Origin of the sequence: Enterococcus sp. AZ196 (assembly GCF_050498845.1) — a bacterium.
Taxonomy (GTDB): domain Bacteria; phylum Bacillota; class Bacilli; order Lactobacillales; family Enterococcaceae; genus Enterococcus_A; species Enterococcus_A murrayae.
This window is the reverse complement of the sequence record NZ_JBIPAM010000001.1, coordinates 1,942,069-1,967,851: the sequence shown is the minus strand read 5'-3', so window position 1 is coordinate 1,967,851 and position 25,783 is coordinate 1,942,069. Positions and strand designations below refer to the sequence as shown.

Annotated in this window: 14 protein-coding genes and 1 pseudogene; 11 read left to right on the top strand and 4 right to left on the bottom strand. The window is 43.0% G+C overall.

The window, feature by feature from the left end:
- Window positions 1–77: 77 nt before the first annotated feature.
- The gene (locus IGI67_RS09500; RefSeq protein ID WP_429957537.1) at window positions 78–9,215 is read left to right on the top strand and encodes an InlB B-repeat-containing protein; all 9,138 of its coding nucleotides are present in this window, start codon (window positions 78–80) and stop codon (window positions 9,213–9,215) included.
- Between the two features lie 396 nt (window positions 9,216–9,611).
- Here the strand turns inward: IGI67_RS09500 and IGI67_RS09495 are convergent, their stop codons facing one another.
- The gene (locus IGI67_RS09495) at window positions 9,612–10,160 is read right to left on the bottom strand and encodes a chromate transporter (protein ID WP_429957536.1); all 549 of its coding nucleotides are present in this window, start codon (window positions 10,158–10,160) and stop codon (window positions 9,612–9,614) included.
- On the bottom strand, window positions 10,160–10,723 hold the full coding sequence (locus tag IGI67_RS09490; RefSeq protein WP_429957535.1) for a chromate transporter: 564 nt from the start codon (window positions 10,721–10,723) through the stop codon (window positions 10,160–10,162). The genes IGI67_RS09495 and IGI67_RS09490 overlap by 1 nt, the downstream gene beginning before the upstream one ends.
- A 107-nt stretch (window positions 10,724–10,830) precedes the next feature.
- On the opposite strand from IGI67_RS09490, the gene IGI67_RS09485 reads away from it, so the two are divergent.
- Both IGI67_RS09485 and IGI67_RS09480 read left to right on the top strand, forming a co-directional pair.
- A complete protein-coding gene (locus IGI67_RS09485) occupies window positions 10,831–11,697 on the top strand; it encodes a LysR family transcriptional regulator (RefSeq protein WP_207110412.1) in 867 nt (288 codons plus the stop codon).
- Window positions 11,698–11,779: 82 nt separating this feature from the next.
- Window positions 11,780–12,481 carry a DUF975 family protein gene (locus IGI67_RS09480; protein ID WP_207110411.1) on the top strand — a complete coding sequence of 234 codons (702 nt, stop codon included), beginning with the start codon at window positions 11,780–11,782 and terminating at the stop codon, window positions 12,479–12,481.
- 41 nt (window positions 12,482–12,522) lie between these two features.
- On the opposite strand, the gene IGI67_RS09475 is transcribed toward IGI67_RS09480, so the two are convergent.
- The gene (locus tag IGI67_RS09475) at window positions 12,523–13,989 is read right to left on the bottom strand and encodes a helix-turn-helix domain-containing protein (protein WP_429957534.1); all 1,467 of its coding nucleotides are present in this window, start codon (window positions 13,987–13,989) and stop codon (window positions 12,523–12,525) included.
- A gap of 411 nt (window positions 13,990–14,400) precedes the next feature.
- Between IGI67_RS09475 and IGI67_RS09470 the strand changes: the two genes are divergently transcribed.
- Together IGI67_RS09470 and IGI67_RS09465 are read left to right on the top strand one after the other, a co-directional pair.
- Window positions 14,401–14,757, top strand: coding sequence for a VOC family protein (locus tag IGI67_RS09470; RefSeq protein ID WP_207110409.1), 357 nt, complete (start codon window positions 14,401–14,403; stop codon window positions 14,755–14,757).
- A 68-nt stretch (window positions 14,758–14,825) separates the two neighbouring features.
- The gene (locus tag IGI67_RS09465) at window positions 14,826–15,338 is read left to right on the top strand and encodes a DNA-3-methyladenine glycosylase I (RefSeq protein WP_429958625.1); all 513 of its coding nucleotides are present in this window, start codon (window positions 14,826–14,828) and stop codon (window positions 15,336–15,338) included.
- Between the two features lie 65 nt (window positions 15,339–15,403).
- On the opposite strand, the gene IGI67_RS09460 is transcribed toward IGI67_RS09465, so the two are convergent.
- Window positions 15,404–16,177, bottom strand: coding sequence for a DeoR/GlpR family DNA-binding transcription regulator (locus IGI67_RS09460; protein ID WP_429957533.1), 774 nt, complete (start codon window positions 16,175–16,177; stop codon window positions 15,404–15,406).
- Between the two features lie 382 nt (window positions 16,178–16,559).
- On the opposite strand from IGI67_RS09460, the gene IGI67_RS09455 reads away from it, so the two are divergent.
- The 6 genes and pseudogenes from IGI67_RS09455 (at window position 16,560) to IGI67_RS09430 (ending at window position 25,699) form a co-directional block, all read left to right on the top strand.
- Complete coding sequence (locus IGI67_RS09455) at window positions 16,560–17,633, top strand: alcohol dehydrogenase catalytic domain-containing protein (protein WP_207110406.1); 1,074 nt, start codon at window positions 16,560–16,562, stop codon at window positions 17,631–17,633.
- 38 nt (window positions 17,634–17,671) lie between these two features.
- Window positions 17,672–18,103, top strand: a complete 432-nt coding sequence (locus IGI67_RS09450; protein WP_207110405.1) for a PTS sugar transporter subunit IIA — start codon at window positions 17,672–17,674, stop codon at window positions 18,101–18,103.
- A gap of 202 nt (window positions 18,104–18,305) precedes the next feature.
- Entirely contained in the window at window positions 18,306–18,779 is a 474-nt protein-coding gene (locus IGI67_RS09445; protein ID WP_207110404.1) for a PTS sugar transporter subunit IIB, read from the top strand.
- Between the two features lie 26 nt (window positions 18,780–18,805).
- Window positions 18,806–19,573, top strand: coding sequence for a PTS mannose/fructose/sorbose/N-acetylgalactosamine transporter subunit IIC (locus IGI67_RS09440; RefSeq protein WP_207110403.1), 768 nt, complete (start codon window positions 18,806–18,808; stop codon window positions 19,571–19,573).
- Window positions 19,573–20,430, top strand: a pseudogene (locus IGI67_RS09435) (PTS system mannose/fructose/sorbose family transporter subunit IID). Before IGI67_RS09440 ends, IGI67_RS09435 begins: the two are co-directional and overlap by 1 nt.
- 460 nt (window positions 20,431–20,890) lie before the next feature.
- Window positions 20,891–25,699, top strand: coding sequence for a SpaA isopeptide-forming pilin-related protein (locus IGI67_RS09430; RefSeq protein ID WP_429957532.1), 4,809 nt, complete (start codon window positions 20,891–20,893; stop codon window positions 25,697–25,699).
- Window positions 25,700–25,783: the final 84 nt, after the last annotated feature.

Genomic DNA, 25,783 nt, shown 5'->3' with positions numbered 1-25,783 from the left:
CTTCTTATATAATCATATCTTTTTGGTGATAAATAAGTAGAAATGAATATTTTCGGTTAAATTCGGGAGGAGAAATTATGAATAAAAAGCAACGGGTAGCAACATCAATTTTAACAATCATAATGATATTAGGTTCGTTTGTACCTAATTTTGGTATGGTGACGGCCGAAGCGGCGGCGAGTAGTAATCCAACAGTTGGGCCAGGTGGAGGCGGAGGGTTATTTAATGCCCAGATCAATCCATCAGACGATAACAATATCGTCATGAACACAGACATGTCGGGGAGCTTCTCGTCAATCGATGGGGGCGAAAGCTTTGTTCAACGGAATTTATTGGGGAGTGTAAAGTATTCGTTTAACCCTCATGATGAAAATATTGTTTATGCTTACCATGAGCATATCTATATCTCCCATGATAAGGGTCAGAGCTATGAACGACTGTATCCGCCTGAAAGCAATGTAAAAGGGTTGATTTCAGGACTTCAAGAGGGTGCCGAAGTGGCGCTTAATGATCCAGAGCAGGCGCCGACGCACCGTGTGATGGGGTTAACGGTAGACCCGAAGGATAAGAATACCTTGTACTACATTTCTAAAGGCGGCTATGAAGGAACTCGTGGAAAAACCATGAACGCCACGATTCAAAAATCAGTCGATGGCGGGAATACTTGGTCGACGGTAGCTGAGTTTCCTGAAGGGAAGTTTACCCATCATCGGTATTCCATTAACAGCTTTGAAAAGTATATGAAGCTGTATATTCATCCAGACTCTCCAGAAAATGAGCGGGAAATCACGGTGATGACTAGTGATGGGATCTATAAGGTTGTAGATAATGGTTCTGGCAAAATTGAGACTCTTTCTACGATTACATCAAGGACTGCGGATTGGTACTATGATGAAAAAACGAAAACAACGAACTATTATCTGATCGAGACAGATGTAACGCTGAACGCAAAAGGTGAAGAAGAGTATAAGTATAAAGAATTGCTACGGTCTACGGATTGTAAAAACTGGGAGAGTATCTCGAAAAACTTTTCTGACCCTGATATCGGAAACGATCGAGAATTAGCCGGGGTCGCGGTGAATGGCGACAAGGTTTATATGAGTTTTTCGACGACGAATGGGAAGTACTTTACTTTAGGCTCTGGAATCGCTGTTTCTGAGGATCGAGGGAAGACCTGGACAACCAGTCTCAAAGGCTGGGATACCGGCAATATTACCGGACATAACTGGACAGAGTTTTTTGGAAGCAACTCTTCGACATTAGGCTGGAACAGTGTCAAAACGGGCTTGACCGTGTCGAAAACCAATCCGAATGTCGCGGTGAATACCAACCACGGGAATGCCTATATTACGAAAGATGGCGGTAAAACCTGGAAAGATACCAATAGTGACTTTGATGCCGATACCCAGTTTGGATCAACCAGAGGGATCGATCAGATTACCAGCTGGGATGTCGATGTTGATCCATTTGATCCGAATCATCTCTTTATGAGCTACTCAGATGTTGGCTTATTTGAATCAAAGGATGGGGGCGTATCCTGGAGACGATCGCAAAATAATGGGATTCCGTCTCAGCCTTATTATTCAAATTCGTGCTACTCATTTACCTTTGACCCGGATATTGAAGGCCTTTGCTTTGCTACTTTTTCAGGGATTCATGATATGAATATCGGTTCCTATGTTCGCCGGGTCATTCTCCTAGCAGATGCCACAAAGGAAAATGCCAATCGAAAATACGAGTCCTTCACTGGCGGTGTCGCTCGTTCGACAAATGGCGGTTCAAGCTGGGATGTTTCTGGCGCTTTAGGTGAGCAGCCGATTCGGGACAACGACGGGACGTCCGGGCTGCCAGACAGAGCGGTAGTCACAGATATCGTAGTCGATCCTAACAGTCCGAAAGAGGCAGACAAGCGGGTGGTCTATGCGGCTTGTATGGGATACGGTGTCTACAAATCAGAAGACGGCGGTCAAACGTGGCGGAAATTCATTGACGGCATGGGGGATGCGAAACAGCAAACACCTTGGCGTTTGAAATGGACACCGGATTATTCACGTCTGTATGTCATCTTCGCACCGACTGGCGGCGCCGCACCAGGAACGTATGAGCAGCAGCTAGCATTAATCGACTATCATCCGGATGATGGCCCCGTTTATTACCTCGAACGCGATGCAAAGGAATGGAAAAAAATAGCCTCCATGCCGACTGAAGGAATGCAGCCGAACCGCAAAGGCCATGATTATGTGGCAGTATTTAACGGACTTTCCGTTGACTCTAAAGGAAATATCTACGGTGCCGGTCGCGCGGCTTCGGTAAACGGCGATCGAGGAAAGAGAGATTACGGCGGCGGCTGGGTTTCTCAAGATGATGGCAAAACATGGAAAATGATTTATCCATCGACAGCGAACGTTTATGATTTGCAAGTAGATAGTCGGAACGATAATGTCCTTTATCTTTGCAATACCGTTGGCGGGGAAGTTTTTGTTTCCTATAAAGGAGTGGATACGGAATTTGATGACTGGATAAAGCTTGATGAGTTCCAGCACATGGTTCCGACCCGGGTGATGGAAGACACACGTGATCCATCAAAAATGTATACGACAACCTTTGGCGGGGGCATCTGGCACCTTAGCTTACCGAATGCTGTTCAGACCGAGACACACACGCTCACGTATGCTGGGAATGGAAATGACAAAGGAAGCGTACCAACAGATAGCGATTCACCTTACGAGAAGAAGAGCAACGCTGTTTTGAAGGATGCCGGAACCCTTGAAAAAGCGGGTAAAAAATTCGTCGGCTGGAATACCAAAGCCGATGGCAGCGGAACGATGTATCAACCAAAGGACAAAATGCTGATCGTACGCGATACCGTGCTGTATGCGCAATGGCGTGACAGCACCAAGCAATACAAATTGACCTATGATGGCAATGGCAATACCAAAGGAACGAAGCCATTAGACAAGAAATCGCCTTATGAGTTAAGCAGTGAAGTGACCATTTTGGAGCCTGGCGATTTGGAGAAAAAGGACAATCTTTTTGTTGGCTGGAATACCAAAGCAGATGGTAGTGGAAAGGCGTATAAGGCGGGGGATAAATTTAAGATCATTGACGATACCGTGCTCTATGCGCAGTGGGGCAAAGGTCTAAAGGTAACTTATGATGGCAACGACCAGGCAGAAGGCACACCGCCGGTTGATGATGAAAATCCATACTTGAAGAATACCAAAGCAACGGTAAAAGGCTCCAACGGTTTGAAAAAGCCAGGCTATGTCTTCCGCGGCTGGTGTACGAAAAAAGATTATACTGGAGCCGTTTATAAAGAAGGACAAACCATCGATGTTACGGACGATATCGTTTTATACGCGTATTGGGTAAAAGAACTTGCGGTAACCTATGATGGGAACGGCAATGATGATGGCACCGCGCCAGTGGATGATAAAGCGCCATATGGAATTGACGACCAAATTACGATACTGGATTATGCTGATTTGTACAAGAAAGGTCATGTGTTCAAGGAGTGGAATAGCAAGCCTGACGGCAGTGGAAAGAGCTATAAGGCAAACGTGGTCACTCAAATCAAAGAGGATTTAACCTTGTATGCCCAATGGGAAAAGGTTGAACCAAACGGCACAGATACGACGGTTCTCTATCGAAGGAATCTAGATGAGCAAGGCACCGCGCCTGTCGATGAGAAATCACCCTACAAGCACGGCGATGAAGCCACCATCCTAGATTGTGGCGATATGGCAAAGGATGGCTATAAATTTGTTGGCTGGACCAATCGCTTGGAAGCCGGAGGAAAGCTTTATAAGCCTGGGCAAAAAATCACCTTGAAAGCCAATATGATCTTCTATCCGCAGTGGGAAGAAGATGGCAGTGCAGGAGGTGACCCAGAAGGCGAACCACGGACTATGACCTATGATGGCAATGGAAATACCGGGGGAACGGCGCCCGTCGATGAGAAATCACCTTACAATAATAATGCCAGCGTCAAGGTTTTGGCAGCGGGCAACCTAGAAAAAGCTGGCTATACATTCAATGGCTGGAATACTCAAAAAGACGGCAAAGGAACAGCCTATAGTGTAGGCGGCACATTTAGAATCAAAGAAGATACCGTTCTATACGCACAATGGAAGGAAGTTCCGATAGAAAGCAAAGAATGTACTATTGTTTATCGAAATACCAATGCAACCGGAGGAGCGATTCCCGTTGACGAAAAATCACCATATCTGAAAAATAGTGTGGTGGAAATCATGGATCGCAATACATTGGTACGAGAGGGCTACAAGTTTATTGGCTGGACAAACAGAGGGGAATCTAGCGGCAGAATCTATAAACCCGGTGAGAAAATCACGATTACAGGCAATATGATCATGTGGCCAGCTTGGGAAGCTGTGACGGAAGACAGCTTCACGGTTGATTTCGATACCCAAGGCGGCAGTGCGGTTGCCAGCCAAACAATCGAAAAAGATCAAAAAGCAAGCAAACCAGCTGACCCAACGAAAGCGGGCTATGACTTTACTGGCTGGTATAAGGATGCTGAATATAAAGAAGCTTTTGATTTTGATAAAGAGACGATTACGGAAGATACGACGATTTATGCTAGCTGGAAAGCGAAAGAGAAATTTGAAGTAACGTTCAATACTGATGGCGGATCAGCAGTCACGAAACAGACAGTAGAAGACGGCTCGAAAGCAACGAAACCAACTGATCCAACGAAAGCGGGCTATGACTTTACAGGTTGGTATAAGGATGCCGAGTGTAAAGAAGCCTTTGATTTTGATAAAGAAACGATCACGAAGGCGACAACGATCTATGCAGGTTGGAAGGCCAAAGCGAAAGAGAAGTTTGAAGTAACGTTTGAAACAGACGGCGGTTCTGCAATACCGAAACAGACAGTAGAAGACGGATCTAAGGCAAGCAAACCAACAGATCCAACGAAAGCAGGTTATGACTTTACAGGCTGGTATAAGGATTCAGGCTGTACGGAAAAATTCGACTTTGATAAAGAAATGATTTCGAAAGCCACGACGATTTATGCTGGATGGAAAGAGAAGTTCGAAGTAACCTTCAATACCGATGGCGGTTCCGCAGTACCGAAACAGACAGTAGAAGATGGAAGTAAAGCAAGTAAGCCAACAGACCCAACGAAAGCAGGCTACGACTTTACAGGCTGGTACAAAGATGCGGACTGTAAAGAAGCCTTTGACTTCGATAAAGAAACGATCACGAAAGCTACTACAATCTATGCCGGCTGGAAGGCCAAAGCGAAAGAGAAATTCGAAGTAACCTTCGAAACGGACGGCGGCTCAACGGTCACAAAACAAACAGTAGAAGACGGCTCGAAAGCAAGTAAGCCAACAGACCCAACGAAAGCGGGCTACGACTTTACAGGCTGGTACAAAGATGCGGAATGTAAAGAAGCGTTCGATTTCGATACCGAGGTAATTACGAAAGCTACTACAATCTATGCAGGTTGGAAAGAAAAGGCGAAAGAGAAATTCGAAGTGACCTTCGAAACGGATGGCGGCTCAACGGTCACAAAACAAACAGTAGAAGATGGCGCAAAAGCAAGCAAGCCAACAGATCCAACAAAAGCGGGTTACGACTTTACCGGTTGGTACAAAGATGTGGAATGTAAAGAGGCATTCGATTTCGATAAAGAAACGATCACGAAAGCAACCACGATATACGCTGGATGGAAAGCTAAAGCAAAAGAAAAATTCGAAGTATCCTTCGAAACGGATGGCGGCTCATCCGTCACAAAACAAACAGTAGAAGACGGATCGAAAGTAAGTAAGCCAACAGATCCAACGAAAGCAGGTTATGATTTCACAGGTTGGTATAAGGATGCCGACTGTAAAGAAGCGTTCGATTTCGATAAAGAAACGATCACGAAAGCAACCACGATATACGCTGGATGGAAGGAAAAAGCGAAAGAGAAATTCGAAGTAACCTTCGAAACAGACGGTGGTTCTGCAATACCGAAACAGACAGTAGAAGACGGATCGAAAGCAAGCAAGCCAACAGATCCAACGAAAGCGGGCTACGATTTTACTGGCTGGTACAAAGATGTAGACTGTAAAGAGGCATTCGATTTCGATAAAGAAACGATCACGGAAGCGACAACCATCTACGCAGGCTGGAAGGAAAAAGCGAAAGAGAAATTCGAAGTGGTCTTCGACACCGATGGCGGCTCAGCGGTATCGAAACAAACAGTTGAAGAAGGTTCGAAAGTAAGTAAACCAACAGATCCAACGAAAGCGGGCTACGATTTTACTGGCTGGTACAAAGATGCGGACTGTAAAGAGGCATTCGATTTCGATACCGAGGTAATTACGAAAGCTACTACAATCTATGCCGGTTGGAAAGAAAAAGCGAAAGAGAAGTTTGAAGTAACCTTCGAAACGGACGGTGGTTCATCCGTTGCGAAACAGACAGTAGAAGATGGAAGTAAAGCAAGCAAGCCAACAGATCCAACGAAAGCGGGTTATGACTTTACCGGTTGGTACAAAGATGCGGACTGTAAAGAAACGTTCGATTTCGATAAAGAAACGATCACGGAAGCGACGACCATCTACGCAGGCTGGAAAGAAAAAGCGAAAGAAAAATACGATGTGACGTTTGAAACGGACGGTGGTTCATCCGTTGCGAAACAGACAGTAGAAGACGGCACGAAAGCAAGTAAACCAACAGATCCAACGAAAGCGGGTTACGACTTTACCGGTTGGTACAAAGACGCCGACTGTAAAGAAGTGTTCAATTTTGATAAAGAAACGATCACAGAAGCTACCACAATCTATGCCGGCTGGAAAGAAAAAGCGAAAGAGAAGTTTGAAGTAACCTTCGAAACAGACGGCGGTTCTGCAATATCGAAACAGACAGTAGAAGACGGCTCGAAAGCAAGCAAGCCAACAGACCCAACGAAAGCAGGCTACGACTTTACTGGCTGGTACAAAGATGCGGACTGTAAAGAAGCGTTCGATTTCGATACCGAGGTAATTACGAAAGCTACTACAATCTATGCCGGTTGGAAAGAAAAAGCGAAAGAGAAGTTTGAAGTAACCTTCGAAACAGACGGTGGTTCGGCAATACCGAAACAGACAGTAGAAGACGGCTCGAAAGCAAGCAAGCCATCAGATCCAACAAAAGCGGGTTACGACTTTACCGGTTGGTACAAAGATGCCGACTGTAAAGAAGCGTTCGATTTCGATAAAGAAACGATCACGGAAGCTACTACAATCTATGCCGGCTGGAAGGCCAAAGCGAAAGAGAAATTCGAAGTAACCTTCGAAACGGACGGTGGTTCTGCAATACCGAAACAAACAGTAGAAGACGGCTCGAAAGTAAGTAAGCCAACAGATCCAACGAAAGCGGGTTACGACTTTACCGGTTGGTACAAAGATGTAGACTGTAAAGAGGTATTCGATTTCGATAAAGAAACGATCACGGAAGCGACGACAATCTATGCAGGCTGGAAAGTCAAAGCGAAAGAGAAGTTTGATGTTATCTTCGACAGTAATGGCGGTTCCGTTGTCGCAAAACAAACGATCGAAGACGGTAGTAAAGCAACGGAGCCAACGGAGCCAACGAAAGCAGGTTATATTTTTGAAGGCTGGTATAAGGAGCAAACGTTCTTAACTCTGTTTGATTTTACAAATGAAACGATTACTGAAAATGTAACGCTTTATGCTAAATGGAAGCAGGAAGATATTACAATTCCAAGTCATCAAGTTACTTTTGAACTGGACAATGGCGAAGCACCAATTAAGCAAGAAGTACAAGATGGAGAGAAACTAGCTCGCCCACTTGATCCGACAAAACCTGGATATAAATTTGCTGGTTGGTACAAAGATGCTCAACATACCAAGGTATTTGATTTTGACAATGAAACAATTTCTGCCAATTTGTCAATCTATGCTAAATGGGAAAAACTTGAAGAGTATAGAGTAACTTTTGATACAGGTGGTGGTGATCCGCTTGATGATCAAATGATATTGGAAGGCGATTGTGTTGTCGCACCGGCTGATCCGACAAGACCTGGATATATCTTTACTGGTTGGTATAAAGATCCAAATGGATTGGAAGAGTTTGACTTCACGAAGGAAATTTCTGAAGATACAATCATCTACGCACTTTGGAAGCAAGAAACTTACCAAGTCGATTATCAGACGAATGGCGGCGGTGAGATTGAGTCAGAAATCGTCAATAGTGGCGAACTGATCACGAAGCCAGAAGAGCCAAGTCGGGCAGGCTATACTTTTGAAGGCTGGTATAAAGATAAAGAATTAACTGAAGCGTATGATTTCAATACACCAGTGACTGAAAATCTGGTCTTGTATGCAAAATGGTTAAAAAATGTGGAAACAGAGTATATGGTAACGTATGAAGTGAATGGTGGAAGTAAAGTTGCATCAGAAACAGTTAAGAAAGGTGAACTGTTTGCGAAGCCGAAAGATCCAGGTCGGGAAAGCTATACTTTTGCTGGTTGGTATACGGATAAAGAATTAACAAAAGCGTATGACTTCAATACACCAGCGACAGAAAACTTAGTCTTGTATGCGAAATGGGTACAAAATGTGGAGACGAAATACACAGTATCATATGAAGTGAATGGTGGAAGTAAAGTTGCATCAGAAACAGTTAAGAAAGGCAATCCGTTCACGAAGCCAAATGATCCAAGTCGATCAGGCTATACTTTCGAAGGCTGGTATACGGATAATGAGTTAACGAAAGCCTATGATTTCGCTACACCAGCAACTGGGAACCTTGTCTTGTATGCAAAATGGGTACAAAATGTAGAAAAAGAATATACGGTAACATATGAAACAAATGGTGGTAGTAAAACGGAATCAGAGACAGTTAAGGCAAATACACCGTTTACACAACCAACAGCTCCAAGTAAGGAAGGATATACCTTTGAGGGCTGGTACACAGATGAGGAATTGACTCAAGCATATGACTTCGCTACACTAGCGACAAGTGATATCACTTTGTATGCGAAGTGGAAGAAAAATGGTGCAACAACGAGCAATAACTATAGTGGAGGATATAGTAACGGAATTTTTGGAGGCAACCAATCCAGTATTGGCAATGCTTCAAAACAGAAATCTCTTCCAGAAACAGGTTCAGTTCAATCTCCGTATCTGTTATTTACAGGGTTTGTATTCGTAGGACTTGCAGCCTTCGCTGTACTGAAACGTAAAAAATTGAAATAAGATTAAAAAGAGGTCACTTCCCACTAACTATGAGTGGGAAGGACCTTTTGTTATATTTATGAGTAATGCATATTTGACTGCTGGAAAGTTATCTCAGAGATTTTCCACCAACTTAATAGAGGGGCATTTTTAAAGTTTTCTTTCACAGAAGATATTCAGTGGGCACTGTGCAAGGTAGGATTTGAAGAAATAGCAAAGAGGCTTTTCTTCTTTGTTAATTAACAGTTCTCAACATGTCAATTAGCGTCTAATGATAAAAGCAATTCTTCCAAGGAAATATGCCTCCGCATCGTGAAAGATTACCTCCATCAACTAAATTGTACTAGGCTTAATGCACGAATCCCATAAAACTGGAAAGAATTTATGTAACGCATTACGAATGACCCTTTTGGGCTTTTAATAAATAAGAAAACCAACGATTCCTGCCAGACACATCAGAAAAATTGGATTGGGCTTGAATCTTCGCAAGATCATCAATGCTGTGGCGAATAATATTGCCGCTTGCCAATCAAAACGAGAAAACAGGCTGCGGGATAATTCAGATGTTCCAAAAAAAGTCATCGTTAGAATCGTAAAGCCGGCGGACATGATCAAACCAACCGATGAGGCTTTCAGGCTCTTTAATGCCGCAGAAACAAAAATGGATTCTTGATATTTTTGAAAGAATTGGTACAAGCAGATTGAAATGATGCAGCCGCCGAGAATACAACCGATTGTTGCCACAAGGGCGCCGTAGATCCCATTAATCTGCATACCGACAAAGGTTGAGGTGTTGACCGCCAATGGTCCAGGCGTCATCTGCGAGATCGTAATAATATCGGCGAAAACCTGCTCGCTCAGCCACTCCTGCTGGTAAACGACCTGTTCTTGGATCAGCGGAATGATGGCATAGCCGCCGCCGATACTAAACAAACCGATTTTTAGAAAAGTCCCAAATAATTGCATTATTGCCCCTCTTTCTTCTGCTGATAGTATGTGTACACCAGACAACTCCCGATGCTGAACAACAGAATATAGATGACATTCAAATTAAAAAAGACATTCGCAATAAAGGCAAAGGGAACCAGTGCGCTTAGTAATTTTGAGTGTTCTTGTCGAATCAGCTGATACATATCGATCACTATATCGATGATCAATGCGGTCACGCAAGCCTGCATCCCTTTTAATACGGCCATGACTGTTTGATTGGCGGCAAAAGCTGCATACCAATTTGAGATCAATCCCAAGATCACTAGGGGAGGGATGATGGAGCAGATGGCTCCGATGAACACGCCTAACATGCCAGCAACTTTTTTTCCGGCGAGTACACTGAGGTTGATAGCGATGGCCCCGGGAGAAGACTGTGCGACAGCAGCCATCTCCATTAGTTCGTCGTTGGTAAACAAGGCCTTTTTTTCCACATAGTATTTACGAATCATCGGAACGACCACGTAGCCGCCACCGAATGTAAAGGCGCTGATAAATAAATTTATACCTGCTAACCATGAGTAAAATTTTAATTTTGTCATGGAATCCCCCTTCTGTTTGCTTTTCTTCTAGTATAAAGGTTGGTTTGGCATGTGTGAAATGATAGTATTACCATACAAGTATGAATAGAATTCATGGGAGGTTACTGATGAACTTTAAGCAGTGTGTCATTTTTCGTGAGATCGCGAGGACAAAAAATTTTACGAGAGCAGCGAATAATCTATATCTGACGCAATCGGCGGTGTCTCATGCAGTAAAGGACTTAGAGGATGAAGCGGGCACCCAGCTTTTTGAACGGCTGCATCGCGGTGTAGAAATGACTCCTGCCGGTGAGCTATTTCTACGTGAAATTCAGCCGCTTATCGAGGGGTTTGAGTCAGTAGAAGCCCATCTGCCGAATTTAGAAAAACAGCCGCCGCTAAAAATTGCTTCCTGCATCACCTATGCGCAAACTGAATTGCCGCAGCTGCTGCGCAGATTTACTGAAAAATATCCAGCGGCCAGCTTCAATGTCCAAGTTTTTCCGGCTTCTGATTCTATCGCTCGTTTAGAACGCGGGGAAGTAGATTTGGCCTTTATCGAAGGGCATATCCTGCAGCCAGCTTTTGAATCTAAAAAAATTGCAGATTATCGCTTGTGTGTGGTTGCGGCTGCCGATGCCAAAGAGTCTCAGCTCAGTTTTGAAGAGCTTATCCAGCGGCCGCTATTATTGCGAGAACGAGGAAGTGCGGTACGTGAGGCCTTTGAATCAGTCGCTGTTTTACAGGGGTTTAAGCTGTTTCCAGCTTGGGAAAGCATTGATTCGCAGGCGTTGATTTCAGCGCTTAAAGCGGGCTTTGGTCTGTCTGTGCTGCCTTATCGATTGGTCAAGGAAGAGCTTTTGCAGGGCAGCTTGAAAGAAATCAAGATCGATGATTGGCAGCTGACCAATGATATTACGGTTTTAGTTCGCAAGAGCCGTTACCAACCAAGGATGTTGGCTGATTTTTGGAAAATGCTGCATCCGATAGAATGAGTAATTGTACAAGTTTATTCAAAAGACTTTCTAAAATAGTCACCATATATTAGAATATTGAACAGAAAGGGGTTATTGGGTTATGAAAACGACTGCTGAATTAAAGGCAGAGGCAAAGAATGCGCTGAGAGGAAAATGGGGACAGGCCGTCATCTTAAACTTGATTCCGACATTATTGACGGTAGCGGTGTTGTTTTTTGTCGTATTATCAGGGGTTATCTGGTTCTTTATTCATGGATCAGGCGATAATATGATTTCTTCTGTTTCAGAGTATCAACAAAACAATGCGAGCGGTGGGGGAACGAGTCTGGTTTCTTCAATTATCAGCGCACTGTTTATGAGTGGGATTTCTTGGACGTATTTGGATTTAATAAGAGGGGAACGAACTCATATTGAACCATTGAAGGATGCGTTTCGCGGGTTTCAAGGCGTGTTTATCGGCGGTGTTATCCTATTAGCATTGCTTACCAATATTTTTACTACTTTATGGACATTTCTATTTATTATTCCTGGGATCGTAAAAGCGTATGCCTATTCCCAAAGCTATTTTATCTATTATGATCAAATCCAGCAAACGGGTGAAAAGCCGAAAGTACTGGATACGATCACGGCCAGTCGTCGCTTGATGGATGGGCATAAGGGACGCTTGTTTTGGCTGGACCTTACGTTTATCGGCTGGTACATTGTCATTGCATTGACCCTAGGGATCGCCTACTTATGGGTAGCCCCTTATATTTCGGCTACTAAAGCGGCTTTCTACGAAGATTTGCAAGCCAATATCTAAAAAAACGTCTGAGCTCAATGAAGATTGAGCCAGACGTTTTCTTATGCAAATTTCTTCTTATTTTGGATCGCCAACAAACGCGGCAAAAGATCCGATTTATAATCGGCGTTCAGGATATTGATTAGATAGTAGTCACTATTTTGTGACGGCAGCAGTTCTTTGAATGTCGTAATAAAGAGATCGATCGGTTCATCTGGCTGCGGCTGAAAAACAATTTCTATGAAGTTTAGATTGTTCAGAAATTTAACGACATGCTGTAAATAGAGATAGTTCGGGATGGAAACTAGCCCGACACGGATTTTTTCATTATTCGCGCTAAAAAGCGGCAGCAGGTTCAAGCACAAGGTCCTTGAGAGCGACTCATTGACTGCCGTCAGCCATTCGAGCTTTCTGCGGCGGCTTAATTTTTGGATCGCTTTTTTGACAGCTGGATATAACTCGCGATACAGCTCCGATTGCAGAAACTGTTCCTTATTGCCTGTTTCAAAAAGCATCGGGATTTTTTTCTTTTGAATCGAGTAGCCCAAAAAGGTACGAGCAATGTTATTCAGTAATATTTTTTCTTCGTGCTCGTCTAATAGATTTTGTAACAGCTCTTTTGCACAATAGCGATAAAAGCTGTCGATAGCCAAGCATAAGGGATCGCGTTCTTCCACATTTTTCGCGTAATAAAGCATTAATGGATTGAGCTTATGGGCATCCTTTTTGACCGAATAGGGATAGTAATAGAATAGGTAATTGAAAAATTCTACATTTCGTTTGATCTGCACAGGTGATTCTAGAAGATTGGACAGATAGCGTTCAAGCAGCGGAGTTGTTTGTGAGAATAGCAAATCATCAAAGGGTGCCTCGTTTAAAAAATTCTTTTGCTCATTTCGCAGGCGACAGACAAGCAGCATCAGGCGGAGCAACTTAGGATGAAGATGCAAAGGGAACAGGGACAATAATTCTCTGAGTAAATGATCTTCAGCAGTAAAATCTAGCTCGTCTTTTGTTAAATCTTCTCCTAATGAAGCAGCCCAAAGTGCTTTGATGTAGAATAAGCGAATCACGGCTTCGTGACCAGACAGCGTCATTTTTGAAAAATTGAGCTGGATATTGCATTCGGTCAGATAATCGATCAGCGGCCGCATTCTGCGTAAGGTCGTGGACTCGCTGACGTAATTTTCTTTGCTGAAGTCTGAAAGTTTTTTCTCGGGCTGGAATAAGGAGGTCGCTATAAAGCGATAAGGAACGGAATATCTAACCTGGGAAATCAGAAATCGATTTGACCGTTCAGGATCGCTTTTCCAATAAATTTTTGAAGCTTGAATAAATAGCGGTTTTTCCTTAAGCTCGATAAGGGTGTCATTGAGCTCACGCAGCATCTGCAAAAAGGGTTGATAATTGCAGTCGAATTTATGGCTGAGGGTGTGGACGGAATACTCACCTTCAGGATACCCTTCCATCCGCTTGAAAAACTGGATTTTTTTCTGCTGCTGATTGGTCAAAAACAGTTCTCTAAACATGCGCTTCACGCCTTTCTATAGAAATCTCATTTCTCACAAAAGTTATTTATAAGTTGATTTTAGCATAGCCCACATTCACTGAATATTAAGACCATGCATCGATTGACTTTGAAAATTCGTCAATCACTGCGAATAATTGATCAATTGATGAAAAACAGTTCTGTTTGAACGGTTTTTTACTGAAAAAGCTTTGCTAGAAGCCTCAAATGTTCGTTGTTCTCTTACCTGTACCAAAAAAATTATGATCCGTTCAAAATATGGATAGTTATTTTTAAGGAGAAAGTAACGATACCTATTAAAGGGAGGAAGAGCTGGCTTAATAGTGTTCATTTGATTCGTAGAAAATTAGGTTGGTAGCGCTCTTTTTTTACGCTATACTGAGAGTAATATAGTGAAGGGATGGTGCAATATATGATTGATCATTTGAGTATTGGTGTGTCTGATTTAGCAAAAAGCAAGGCCTTTTATGAAGAAGCGTTGAAGCCGTTGGGGTATCAGGTGAAAATTGAGATGGCGCATGGCGTATGCTTTGGTGCCGATGGCGGAGATCTCTGGATCGTAAAAAACGAACCAAGTAAGGTTCATCTAGCATTTGGAGCAAAGGAACGAGCCTCCGTTGATCAGTTTTATCAAGCAGCCATAAAGGCTGGCGGAGCAGATAATGGCGCGCCAGGATTACGGCCGCATTATCATGAGAATTACTATGGGGCATTTGTTTTTGATCCGGATGGGTACAATATTGAAGCTGTTTGTCACAAAGAAGCTTAGAGGAAGTGTCGGCTGAAAGGCCGGCCTTTTTTTGTTATGATGAAGGCAGCAAAGGCGGTGCATGAATGGTGAAAAAGTCATACTGGTACAGTGAGCGATGGGGAAAACCAACGCGTGATGACCGAATGCTGTTTCTGCTGCTGACGGTCGGTGTTTTTCAAGCCGGATTAAGCTGGCAGGCAGCTGCGGGGAAGCGTGAGGTGTTTGAGAAAAATTTTTGCGGGATGGATTTTCGCAAGGTAGCAGCTTTCTTTCCAGAGGATATCGAAAGAATTGCAGAAGATCCAGAAATGATTCGCAATCGACGAAAAATCAAAGCAGTAGTACAAAATGCGCGAGCAATCGTCACACTGCTTGAAGACTATGACAGCTTTGCTGATTATCTTTGGGATTTTGTAGGCGGCGTACCAATCGTTCATGAGTATGAGCAGGCGGATGAAGTTCCTAATACGTTACCGGAAGCTACCATGATCGCTAAGGATATGAAAAAAAGAGGATTTACTTTTGTTGGACCGATCGTTACCTGTATGTTCCTTAAAGCAGCAGGTATCATGCAGGATCGTGTCTGGAATACGGATTAATTCTATATAAAAATAAAAAGAACAGCCAATTTTGTACCTAAATACAAAGTTGGCTGTTCTTTTTGTTACACGTGTTCTATTCGTTGGATCCCATTTTTATACATCTCGTCAATCAGCTTCTTATCCGTTTGATTATCGGTAATCAGCAAATCGATTTGATCAATGGGGAGGAAGGTATATAAGGCGCGGCGACCAATTTTCGTATGATCTGTTACGACGATTTTTTTGGCAGCCGCATCGATCATATTTTTTTTGGTCGCAATCAACAATTCGTTAAAATGAGTCAGTCCTTTTTCGACATTGAGCGCTGGAGTGGCGATAAAGGCCTTATCAACACTTAGCTGCTGCAGCGACTCGTTGGCAATCTGTCCATTCAGCATAAAACTGTCATGGAAAAGGGTTCCTCCGGTCACGATGGTCGTAATATTTCGGTTAGAACGCAGAACAGAGGCAATATTAACGTCATTGGTGATGATCGTTATGTCTTGCAGCTGAGGCATCTCATTCAATGTTTTTGCGATTTGCAAGGTAGTAGTCCCTGAATCCAGAATGATGGCTTCACCGCTTTTTACATATTTAGCCGCATGCTTTCCGATACGGGTCTTTTCAAGCATATTCTCTGTGGCGCGATCTTCAAAAACGGGCTCATCATTTTTGATACTCGCGGGAACTACCCCGCCATGAATTCTTACTACGAGTCCTTGTGATTCCAATTCGTCTAGATCTCTTCTGATGGTTGTTTCGTGCACCTGAAAAATTTCAGATAGTTGGGAAACAGAAATAAACTGTTTGTTCTCAATTGTTTCTAATAATTTTATTCTTCGCTCGCCTGTCAGCATTTTACTTCACCCTCTCGCTTTCTAAGCAAATTTATGTGCAATCATCACTTATGAAAGGTGCTATCACCATTCAGTCTATGGAAAATCAGCGGAAGTGTCAATATATATTGTCTCACAACGAGCATTAACGAGCGTATTCGAGCTCATGCTTCAGAAAAACTTGCCGTCCATAGTATGACGTGAGAAATAAACAGAAAAAGCACAAATGTAGGCTAAAGGAGTGTTTTTTATCTTGTTTGAAAGTTGTTCTATTTCGCGGAATTGGAGGAAAGTGAGTGATATTTTAAAAATAAAGCGTTTACAAATATGTTTTGCGATGCTATACTCGTAAACGAGCGATAAAGAGTATTAACGAGCGCTTGGAAATGAGGAGGAAGATGAGATGGAACAATCGGTTGAATCAAGAGTTTTTAGTCTTGTTGAACCAGGGACAATTGAAGAAGTTCATAAAATAAGAGAGATCCCAGAAAATTGGGTGGCGGTTGAACCAACGTACGCAAGTATCTGTCACGCGGATCTAAGATATTTTGCCGGGCTCCGCAGACCAGAGGCCCTGGCGAAAAAATTACCGATGGCCTTATTGCATGAGGGAATAGGCGTTGTACGGGAAACACGTTCAGATAAATTTTCAGTAGGCGACCGTGTGGTGGTCGTACCTAATATACCGGGACAGATTTTACACCCCGAAATCGATCAAAAACCGAATGTCCCTGAAAATTATTCAAAGGGAAATGCCTTTTTAGGCAGCGGCTATGACGGAATGGCTCAAAGTCGTTTAGTGCATCCTGAAGAATGCTTGGTGCGGATACCTGCTGAGATCCCGAATGAAATTGCTGTATTGGCGGAGTTGTCCTCTGTTTCTCATCATGCGATCAGTCATGTAGAAGACAAATTAAAGAAGCCAGAAACGCGAGTAGCACTTTTTGGTGACGGACCGGTGGGCTATTTTACTGCGGTCATGCTGAAATATTTATACGGTGTTGATGCAGAACGATTCGTTGTTTTTGGAGCGGCAGATGACAAGCTTGCGCATTTCGACTTTGCTCGAACGGAGAATGTTTTGACGTATAACTTTGCCGAATCAAAGGAGAAGTTCGATGTCCTGATCGAGTGTACTGGAGGAAAATTCAGCGAAAGTGCCTTGAACCAAGCGATCGAAATTGCGGATTCATTGGCTGATATCATTTTTATGGGGGTAACAGAAGAGCTGGTCCCTATTGATACACGAGATATTTTAGAAAAAGGAATTACTGCTCATGGAAGCAGCCGGTCATCGACACTTGACTTTGAAGCGGTTGTTGCGGGAATGAAAAAACCGGAATATCGCGCGGCCTTAAGTAAGATATTGCCGGAACAAATCGTTGAGGTTTCAACAGGAGAAGACTTTAGAAAGGTCATGGAAAAATTCGTAGAAAATCCAGGCTGGAATAAAACAGTCATGCATTTCCATTGGTAAATGCTAACGACCAAAGAAAAAGGAACGAGGTGGAAACAATGACAGGAATACTGATCGTTACCCATGGGGAAATGGCAACAGGACTGATGGACAGTTTAAGCCTGATCATGGGCGAGCAGGATGGCTATCAAACATTAGGCTTAAAGCACGGTGATGATATTGTCGAATTTAGTGAAAAGATTCAAAGTGGGATTTGTCAGTTAGATAAAGGAGACGGCGTTTTAGTGTTAGTTGATTTATTTTCAGCAAGTCCTTATAACCAAGCGGCGCTATGCTTTAACAAATTGAAGGATCACAGCTATCGGCTGATTTCGGGGGTCAATTTGCCAATGCTCATCGAAGCTTTTAATCAACGAATGATTGGAGCAGACCTAGAAACAATGTATCAAGCAGCGATGTCTGCTGGAAAAGATGGCATCAAGGAATTTTTAGAGGAAATGGCAAGAATGAAAGAAAGTTCGAACAAATAAAAAGAAGAGTAGGATGCGGGTTCCTCTTTCTGCAAGCCGATCCAGCTTTCGGATAATTACCTAGAAAAACGAAAGTGGAGCCGATTGGTGAAGTTAACATTTCATATCAGCGAAAGCAGCTTAGAGGAATCGCCTACGAATGACGATCCATAGCATTTTACGTTAGAAAAATTCAGACAAAAAAGAATAGGAGTGTTTACACATGGGAGAAATCGTTTTAGCAAGAATTGATGATCGTTTGATCCATGGACAGGTAATGACTGCCTGGCTGCAATTTACAGGAGGAAACCACATCGTCATTGTGGATGATGCAACGGCAGGAGATGAATTCACCAAATCAATCATGTCGATGGCGGTGCCTAATGGGATCAAATTGTCTATTTTTGGCGTTGAGGATGGCGCAAAATTATTAACAGCTATTCCAGATGGTCACAGGATCATTGTTTTGGCAAAAGAGCCTCAGACCTATTGGCAGCTGATTGAAAATGGTGTGATGTTTGATGAGATCATTATTGGCGGGATGGGTGCTAGAAAAGATCGAAAAACATTTTATAAAAATATTTCGGCGTCGGAGGAGGAAAAAGAAACCTTCAGAAATATTGTTGCCAAAAATGTAAAAATGAAGATTCATGTCATTCCAGATCAGGGATCACAAGCAATTGAAGGGTTGCTATAAAAAAATTCAGTGAAGGAAGTGGAAAAATGAAAATTAGTCTAATCCAAGCAATTTTAATCGGTGTCGTTTATTATCTTGGTATCAACGGAACGCCTTGGCTTTCGTTGGTTGGTACTCACGGCTGGATGCGTCCGTTAGTGAATGGGACAGTTGTGGGATTGATTTTGGGTGATCCGGTTCAAGGCTGTATCATCGGAGCGGCGATCAACCTGCCGTATCTGGCATTTATCTCAGCAGGAGGGACGGTTGCTATGGACCCGGCACTTGCGGGAACTCTTGGAACCGCTTTAGCGATGGCTGCGAAGGTAGAACCAGCAGTTGCCGTAACCTTGGCTGTACCGATTGGTTTATTGGGGACCTTGATTTGGGTTGCTCATATGACGGTAGATATCACTTTTGTCCATATGGCGGATAAAGCAGCCGAAGAAGGAAAGATTGATCGAATCAATTGGCTTCATATCGTTCCACCGCAATTATTTTTACTTTTGATTACTGTAGTGCCTGTTGCGTTAGCCGCTTATCTTGGTGCCGATGCAGTAGAAGGAATTGTTGATGCATTAAGTGGTCGTCCGTTAGATGTTCTTTCAGCTATCGGCGGTATTTTACCAGCGTTGGGGATCGCGATGAACTTGCGGGCGATGAATGGAAAGGGCACCCTGCTGTTCTTTACTTTCGGCTTTATGCTGGCGATCTATTCTGGCCTGCCATCTGTGCCGATCGCCGTATTTGCTGGAATCATCGGTTATGTCTTCACTGAGTTGTACTTGAAAGATAAGAATGGAGGATTAGCTTAATGGAGCAGACTGCAGAAATAAAAAAAGAGAAGCTGTTAACCAAAAGAGATGTCGTTAAGGCTTTCTGACGCTGGACGTTCTTTTCCCACGCAAACTACAACTATGAACGCCTTCAAGCGACGGGTGTCGTTCATGCCTTTAGTCCGATTTTGAAAAAATTGTATGGCAAGGACGAGGATGAAATGAAATCCGCCTTAGAGCGTCATATGCAATTTTTTAATACAGAGCCTTCCTTCGGCGGGCCAATCTTGGCTATGACTATTGCAATGGAGGAGGAACGAGCATCTGGTGCTGATATCAGCGACCAAACGATCAATGGATTGAAGACTGGATTGATGGGGCCTCTGGCGGGGATCGGTGATACTTTATGGCAAGGGACCTTGATCCCGATTCTGCTTTCATTCACATTGCCATTTGGTGCTAAAGGAAATATTTTTATGGGTCCTGTTTTATTCTTTGCGCTGCATTGGATCATTATGACGGTTATCGCATACTTCTTGTGGATCCAAGGATATGAACAAGGCAAGGAAGGAATCCAAAAGATGATGGCTGGCGGCCGCCTGTCGTATATCATGACCTTCTCGCAAACCTTGGGGGCAATCGTTATCGGTTCGTTGGCGGCAAACTTTGTTAAGATCGCTACGCCGTTAAGTGTTCATCTAAGCGGAAAAGAAAACCTATCGATTCAGACAGACGTGCTGGATGCTTTAGTCAAAGGGATACTGCCGCTGGGAGTGACACTGCTGACCTACTATTTACTGAAACATAAAAAATATACGCCAACCAAAGTATTGGTAATCCAAATTGTTGGCGGTGCGATTTTAGCCGCAATCGGTTTGATCGTGAATTCGATATAAGCAGAGACCGACGTTAGAAAGAAACGTATTTTTCTAATGTCGGTTTTTTCGTTTGCATAAAAAAGCCCCTGCGAAGCGTAATTGATTTTGAGCGGTAAGAAGTAACTATATAATTAACAAGAAGATGCGGCTTCCTTGAGCATCTTTTTTGAATCTGTAAGAGAAACACTGAGGAAGCAGCTTTAGCGATTCCTGGCTTTTAGCTTTACTATTGAGCAGTACCCTTCTAACTTAAAGAGCAGCTGGGCAGACTGGTCAAAAGTTGAAAGATAAAAAATCATTTTTTGCTGTTGTTTTACAATTAACATTGTCCTATAATTTATTAATTGATATCAGTTATTTTTAAATTATTTATATAATAAAATAAAAATAAAAGTATCTGATGTAACGAAAAGATAATCGTTTTGGGCTTTCGGTATCGTTTTCGGAGATTAATAAATCAGGAAAGGTGTTAGTGGTTATGAAAAATAAATTAATAGTGATTGGATTAGTTGCGTTGCTTGTCTTACAGACGCTTAGTCCGGTCTTTGCCTACGGGCAGGGTTCCACCGAATCAACAGTACAGTCATCGGAGAAGAAGGAAGTCGCCTCCTCCTCAAAGAAAATTCCCGATTCTGCTGTGTCTGAGGATTCCAGCAGCAAACCACCAGCAGCTGAAAACAGCAGTACAACAGCAACTTCTGCAACAGCGATAAAAGCATCAGGGGAAACAGAAAAGCAGGAGACGGAAAGAAAGCAGGCGCGTACAGCGATTACTGACAATATTTTCAGTTCAGTAAAAATGTATAAAATCAATGGAGATGAGGTTCAGCCGAATGATACTCTGCCGAATATGACAGGGGTGAAGCTGTCGTTGAAATTTTCATTCTCTAATAAAAATTATCAGACTGGTGATACCTTTACCACCCAATTGCCCGCTCAAGTAGCGATTGCAAAGGATCTGTCTGGTGATTTCAGTCCGATGACTTCAGCAAAATGGTCAATCAGCGCGGCAACGAAGGAATTGACGATTACTTTTTTAGAAGACAATGTCTCCTCAGAAGTCTATGATTTGACCTTGATCACGTCATTAGAGAAAGTGACAAACATTGATGAAGAAAATCAAAAAGTCGTTTTTGATACAGCGCCGACACCGACGATCTTTTCCATAGAGGTGACCTCGAGTGTTGATTCTGGAAAAAGCAGTACTGCTGTAACAATGGACACATTGAACCCCAAGAAATCTGAAATCAGCTCGGTTTTCAACTTAGATCGAGTAGACAATACCAATCGGATGTATCAAATCGAAGCATATAACAGTACCAGCAGAATCAGCTTTGACTCGATAAAGGTGTATTCCAGCGATGTTGACTTTAATGGTTCCTTAGTGGGCAGCAAAACATTATTGACCAAAGACACCGATTACGAGATCGTCTATAAGAATGCTGGTACAACTCGTGCCAGCGCAGAAATTAAACTGCTTAGGTCTATTGGGAAAAAAGCAGTGATTGCGGAGTCTGTAGTCTCTGGAATTGATGGAAAGAACTATGTTGATGAGTCGATTGCAGGAAATGAGTATAACTATTTTTATCCCTACTCTTATACCTATGAGAACAACACGCAGCTAAGCTCTTCTAGTACGAGTAAAGCATTTGTGACCCTGCAGCCGCTAGAGGCTAAGGGGAAAATCAATCAGGATACCGGAGCGATCGATTGGGAGCTCAAGTATAATTTTAATGAACAGCCGCTGACTACCGCTTCTCAGCTGATCACAGATTTAACAGACCAAGGAGTCGAGCTGGTGGCTGGTTCGATCAGTATTGAAAAGGTCGGCTTTAATTATACCAGCGGAAACAGCTATGAGGTAGTTTCTCAGGGGGACGGAGCCGGCGATTTTGCTGTTTCACCTGACAGCTCTGGTTCGCTGACCTTCACGCCTAAAGCCAATACCCAACAGGCGTATGTGATTAGGTATTCGACCAAAATCACTGATCCGACTGAACGTGTCATCAAGAATAAGGTAACGAATGGCACAGTCACCAAAGAAGCTCAAGTGAGTCTGATTCCAAATTTATTATCGAAGGAAGCAGGAACGATCGATATCTTCAATCGAACAATGGAATGGACTATTACAGTTAATGCTGAAAAATACACGATGAAAAAACCAGTCGTGCATGATTACTTTATCGGTGCAGTCAAGGATTACACGGGGCTGACGATCAATAAAAAAATCTCTGATACTGAATCCGTCCCTCTAATTGAAAATCAAGACTACAAAATAACCAAATTTGATGAAAATGGTTCACCAGTTGGTGCGCAGCCAAATGTTAACGGTGCACCAGATAGTTTTAATGGTGGTGTGCGGATCGATTTTCTTGGCGAATATAACGAGTTGAAGGACCCCTTAGTGATCACGATCAAAACGAAGATCGATACAGATCAGCAAAGAACAGAAATCAAGAATAAAGCAACATTAAACTATGGCGATGTCCCTGGAGTGATTGAGTACGAAGCCAAAGGAACCTTTGTTGACCCCTACTATACGGGCGGCGCGAAGCTCGGAACAAATACAGAAAAAACAGGAAATTATTTACATCAAAACTGGTTGGTCTTTTTGAACGCAACAGGAGCGACATTCAATTTGACGAAGATGGAAGACAGTTTGCCTGCTGGAACAGAGCTTGTTCCGGGTTCACTGCGTTTTGAAGAGGTCACGAGCCAATCGATGATTGATAATATGACGCGCTATTTAACGAATGATTATAATCTGGCACCTGAGGGTTCAGACGTCTATCCGACAAAGATCGATACGCAGAACAATCAGATCAATTTAGAATTTGGCAAGTTAGGCTCCAAGCGTGTTTATGTGAAGTACAAGACGCGGATCAAACGAGACTGGTATGTCTATCAACAGGTGAACAATGTAGCAAAAGCAACCTATGATGATAAAGCACCAGCAGAATATAAAGCCGGACTTTACGTTTACAACTATGAGAACGCGCTGCAAAAATCGGTTGCGAAAGATCCAGTCAAGGAGAATGTAGCGAATTGGACTGTGACCACTAGAAATATTTCTGCTGATCTGCCAGTTCAGGACCCTGAAATTATTGATAGTTTGACACAAGGGACCACTAATGCCGCCTATGACCCAACATCTTTTGTAGTTACCAATGCTGCAACGGGTGAAAAGATTAGTACCGATCATTATCGATTGATTATCACGGAGAATACCTTCAAAATTGTTTTTTCTGATTATAAAGCAGAAGATAATATTAAAGTGGAATATGATACAGTCAGTGAGTTTCCAGGCGGCGTCAAAAACCTTTCTCAAGTAAATTCGTCAAGCTATGGCGCATTGAATTCTTATTATCGCCAAGCCAATACAGCGGTTAATCTGAGCTTTACCAGCGGAAGCGGAACCGGTGTAGTGAAGACTGCGGATTTATCTGTATTGAAGGTGGATGCAAAAGGCAAAGAGCTGGCCGGTGCTACCTTTGAAATCCTCAAAGAAGATGGAACGGAAACAGGATTAAAAGCTGATACCGATGATACTGGCAAGGTGACCTTCACTGGGCTGCCGTTGGGGAATTATCTGTTAAGAGAAAGCAAAGCGCCTAATGGCTATGAGATCAATCCTGAGTATAAAAACGGCAAGGCACTCACACTGACCGAGGGTATGGATACAATAAAAGTAGTGAATCAAGAAACCGTTCCGAACAGTGTTGAGTTGACCAAAATGGATAAAAAGACGAATGAAGTATTGTCGGGAGCCAAATTCCGCCTAGAAAAAGCAGGTGGCGAAAAAATCAGCGAAGGCCATGAAACTGGCTCAGATGGTCGTTTTACAGTGAAGGACCTGCCGATTGGCGAGTATCAATTTATCGAAACAGAAGCTCCTGCAGGGTACAAGCTGGATGAAACACCGGTTAAATTTTCGATTACTGAGCGTCAAGGACAGATCGTTAACCTTAAGAAAACCAACAGCCTGTCAACAGGCTCTGTAATCCTGAAAAAAGTCGATGAACAATCGAAGGCGGCCTTAAAAGGGGCGGTTTTCCAATTACAGGATAATGCTGGAAAAATTGTAAAAGACGAGTTGATCACTGATGGTGAAGGGAAAGTAGAAGTAAATAATCTAGCACCAGGCGAGTATCAATTTGTCGAAACAAAAGCTCCGACGAATTATCAAACAGATCCAACCCCAGTCGAATTCACTATAACAAAAGCCCAAGAAAAGGCTGCTGAAGTGGAAAAAACCAATACGAAATCACCGGTAAAGACTGGCTCGGTCGTTTTGAGTAAAATAGACGAATCAACCGGCGAAGCTTTATCGGGAGCGACCTTTGAATTACAGGACGAGCAAGGGAAAGTTTTACAGACTGATCTGGTTACTGACAAATCTGGAAAACTATTGCTTGAAGCACTGACTGCTGGAAGCTACCAGCTAGTAGAAACAGAGGCGCCGACAGGATACGTGAAGGATTCACGGCCGGTCACGTTTACGATCAAGGAGCAAGCAGAAACGCTTGAATTAACGAAGACCAATCAAGCAATTAAGCGTGGTGTTGTTTTAGAAAAAATCGATGAAGCAACCCAGCAGCCATTGTCAGGAGCAGAATTCATTTTACAAACACAAGAGGGAAAAACAATCCCGACGGATAAAATGAGCACAGATGATAATGGCCGTTTAGCAGTGAAGGATTTGGCACCAGGGGCGTATCAGCTGGTCGAAACAAAAGCGCCTGCAGGTTATCAGCTGGATACAGACCCAGTAGCCTTTATGATCAAATCGGATCAACTGGTACCTGTACAGGTAAAGAAAACCAATAAAGGGCTTCCTGCTGCAGCAGTATTGAAAAAGGTCGACAGTACCAGCGGCGAAGGTTTAGCAGAAGCAGTCTTCGCTTTACAGGATGAAAACGGCAAGCTCTTAAAAGCGAACTTGAAGATGGATGAAGCAGGAGCGCTTGCTGTGACAGGCTTAAAACCTGGAAAGTACCAGTTTGTTGAGACAAAAGCGCCACCAGGCTATGTCTTGGATGCAAAACCAGTGACTTTCCAAGTGACAGAGGCGAAGAAGCTGGTTACCGTCAAAAAAGAAAATGTAAAGCAAGCAGCAAGTGGAAAGACTCAGAATACTTCACGAACACTTCCGTCCACTACTCTTAATGGGCGCAATCACACGTATCTTCCTAAAACCGGTGAACAAAAATCAACGCTCCTAGTTGTCGTTGGTATTGTAATCTTGGTTATCTTGGGAGGAGTAGTCTACTTTAAACGCAAAAAATAACGAATACTCGATCCGGCTAGTTCATAGACTAGCCGGATTTGTTTTGTTTGGCCGTTCATTGTATTTTATAAGTATAAGAAAATT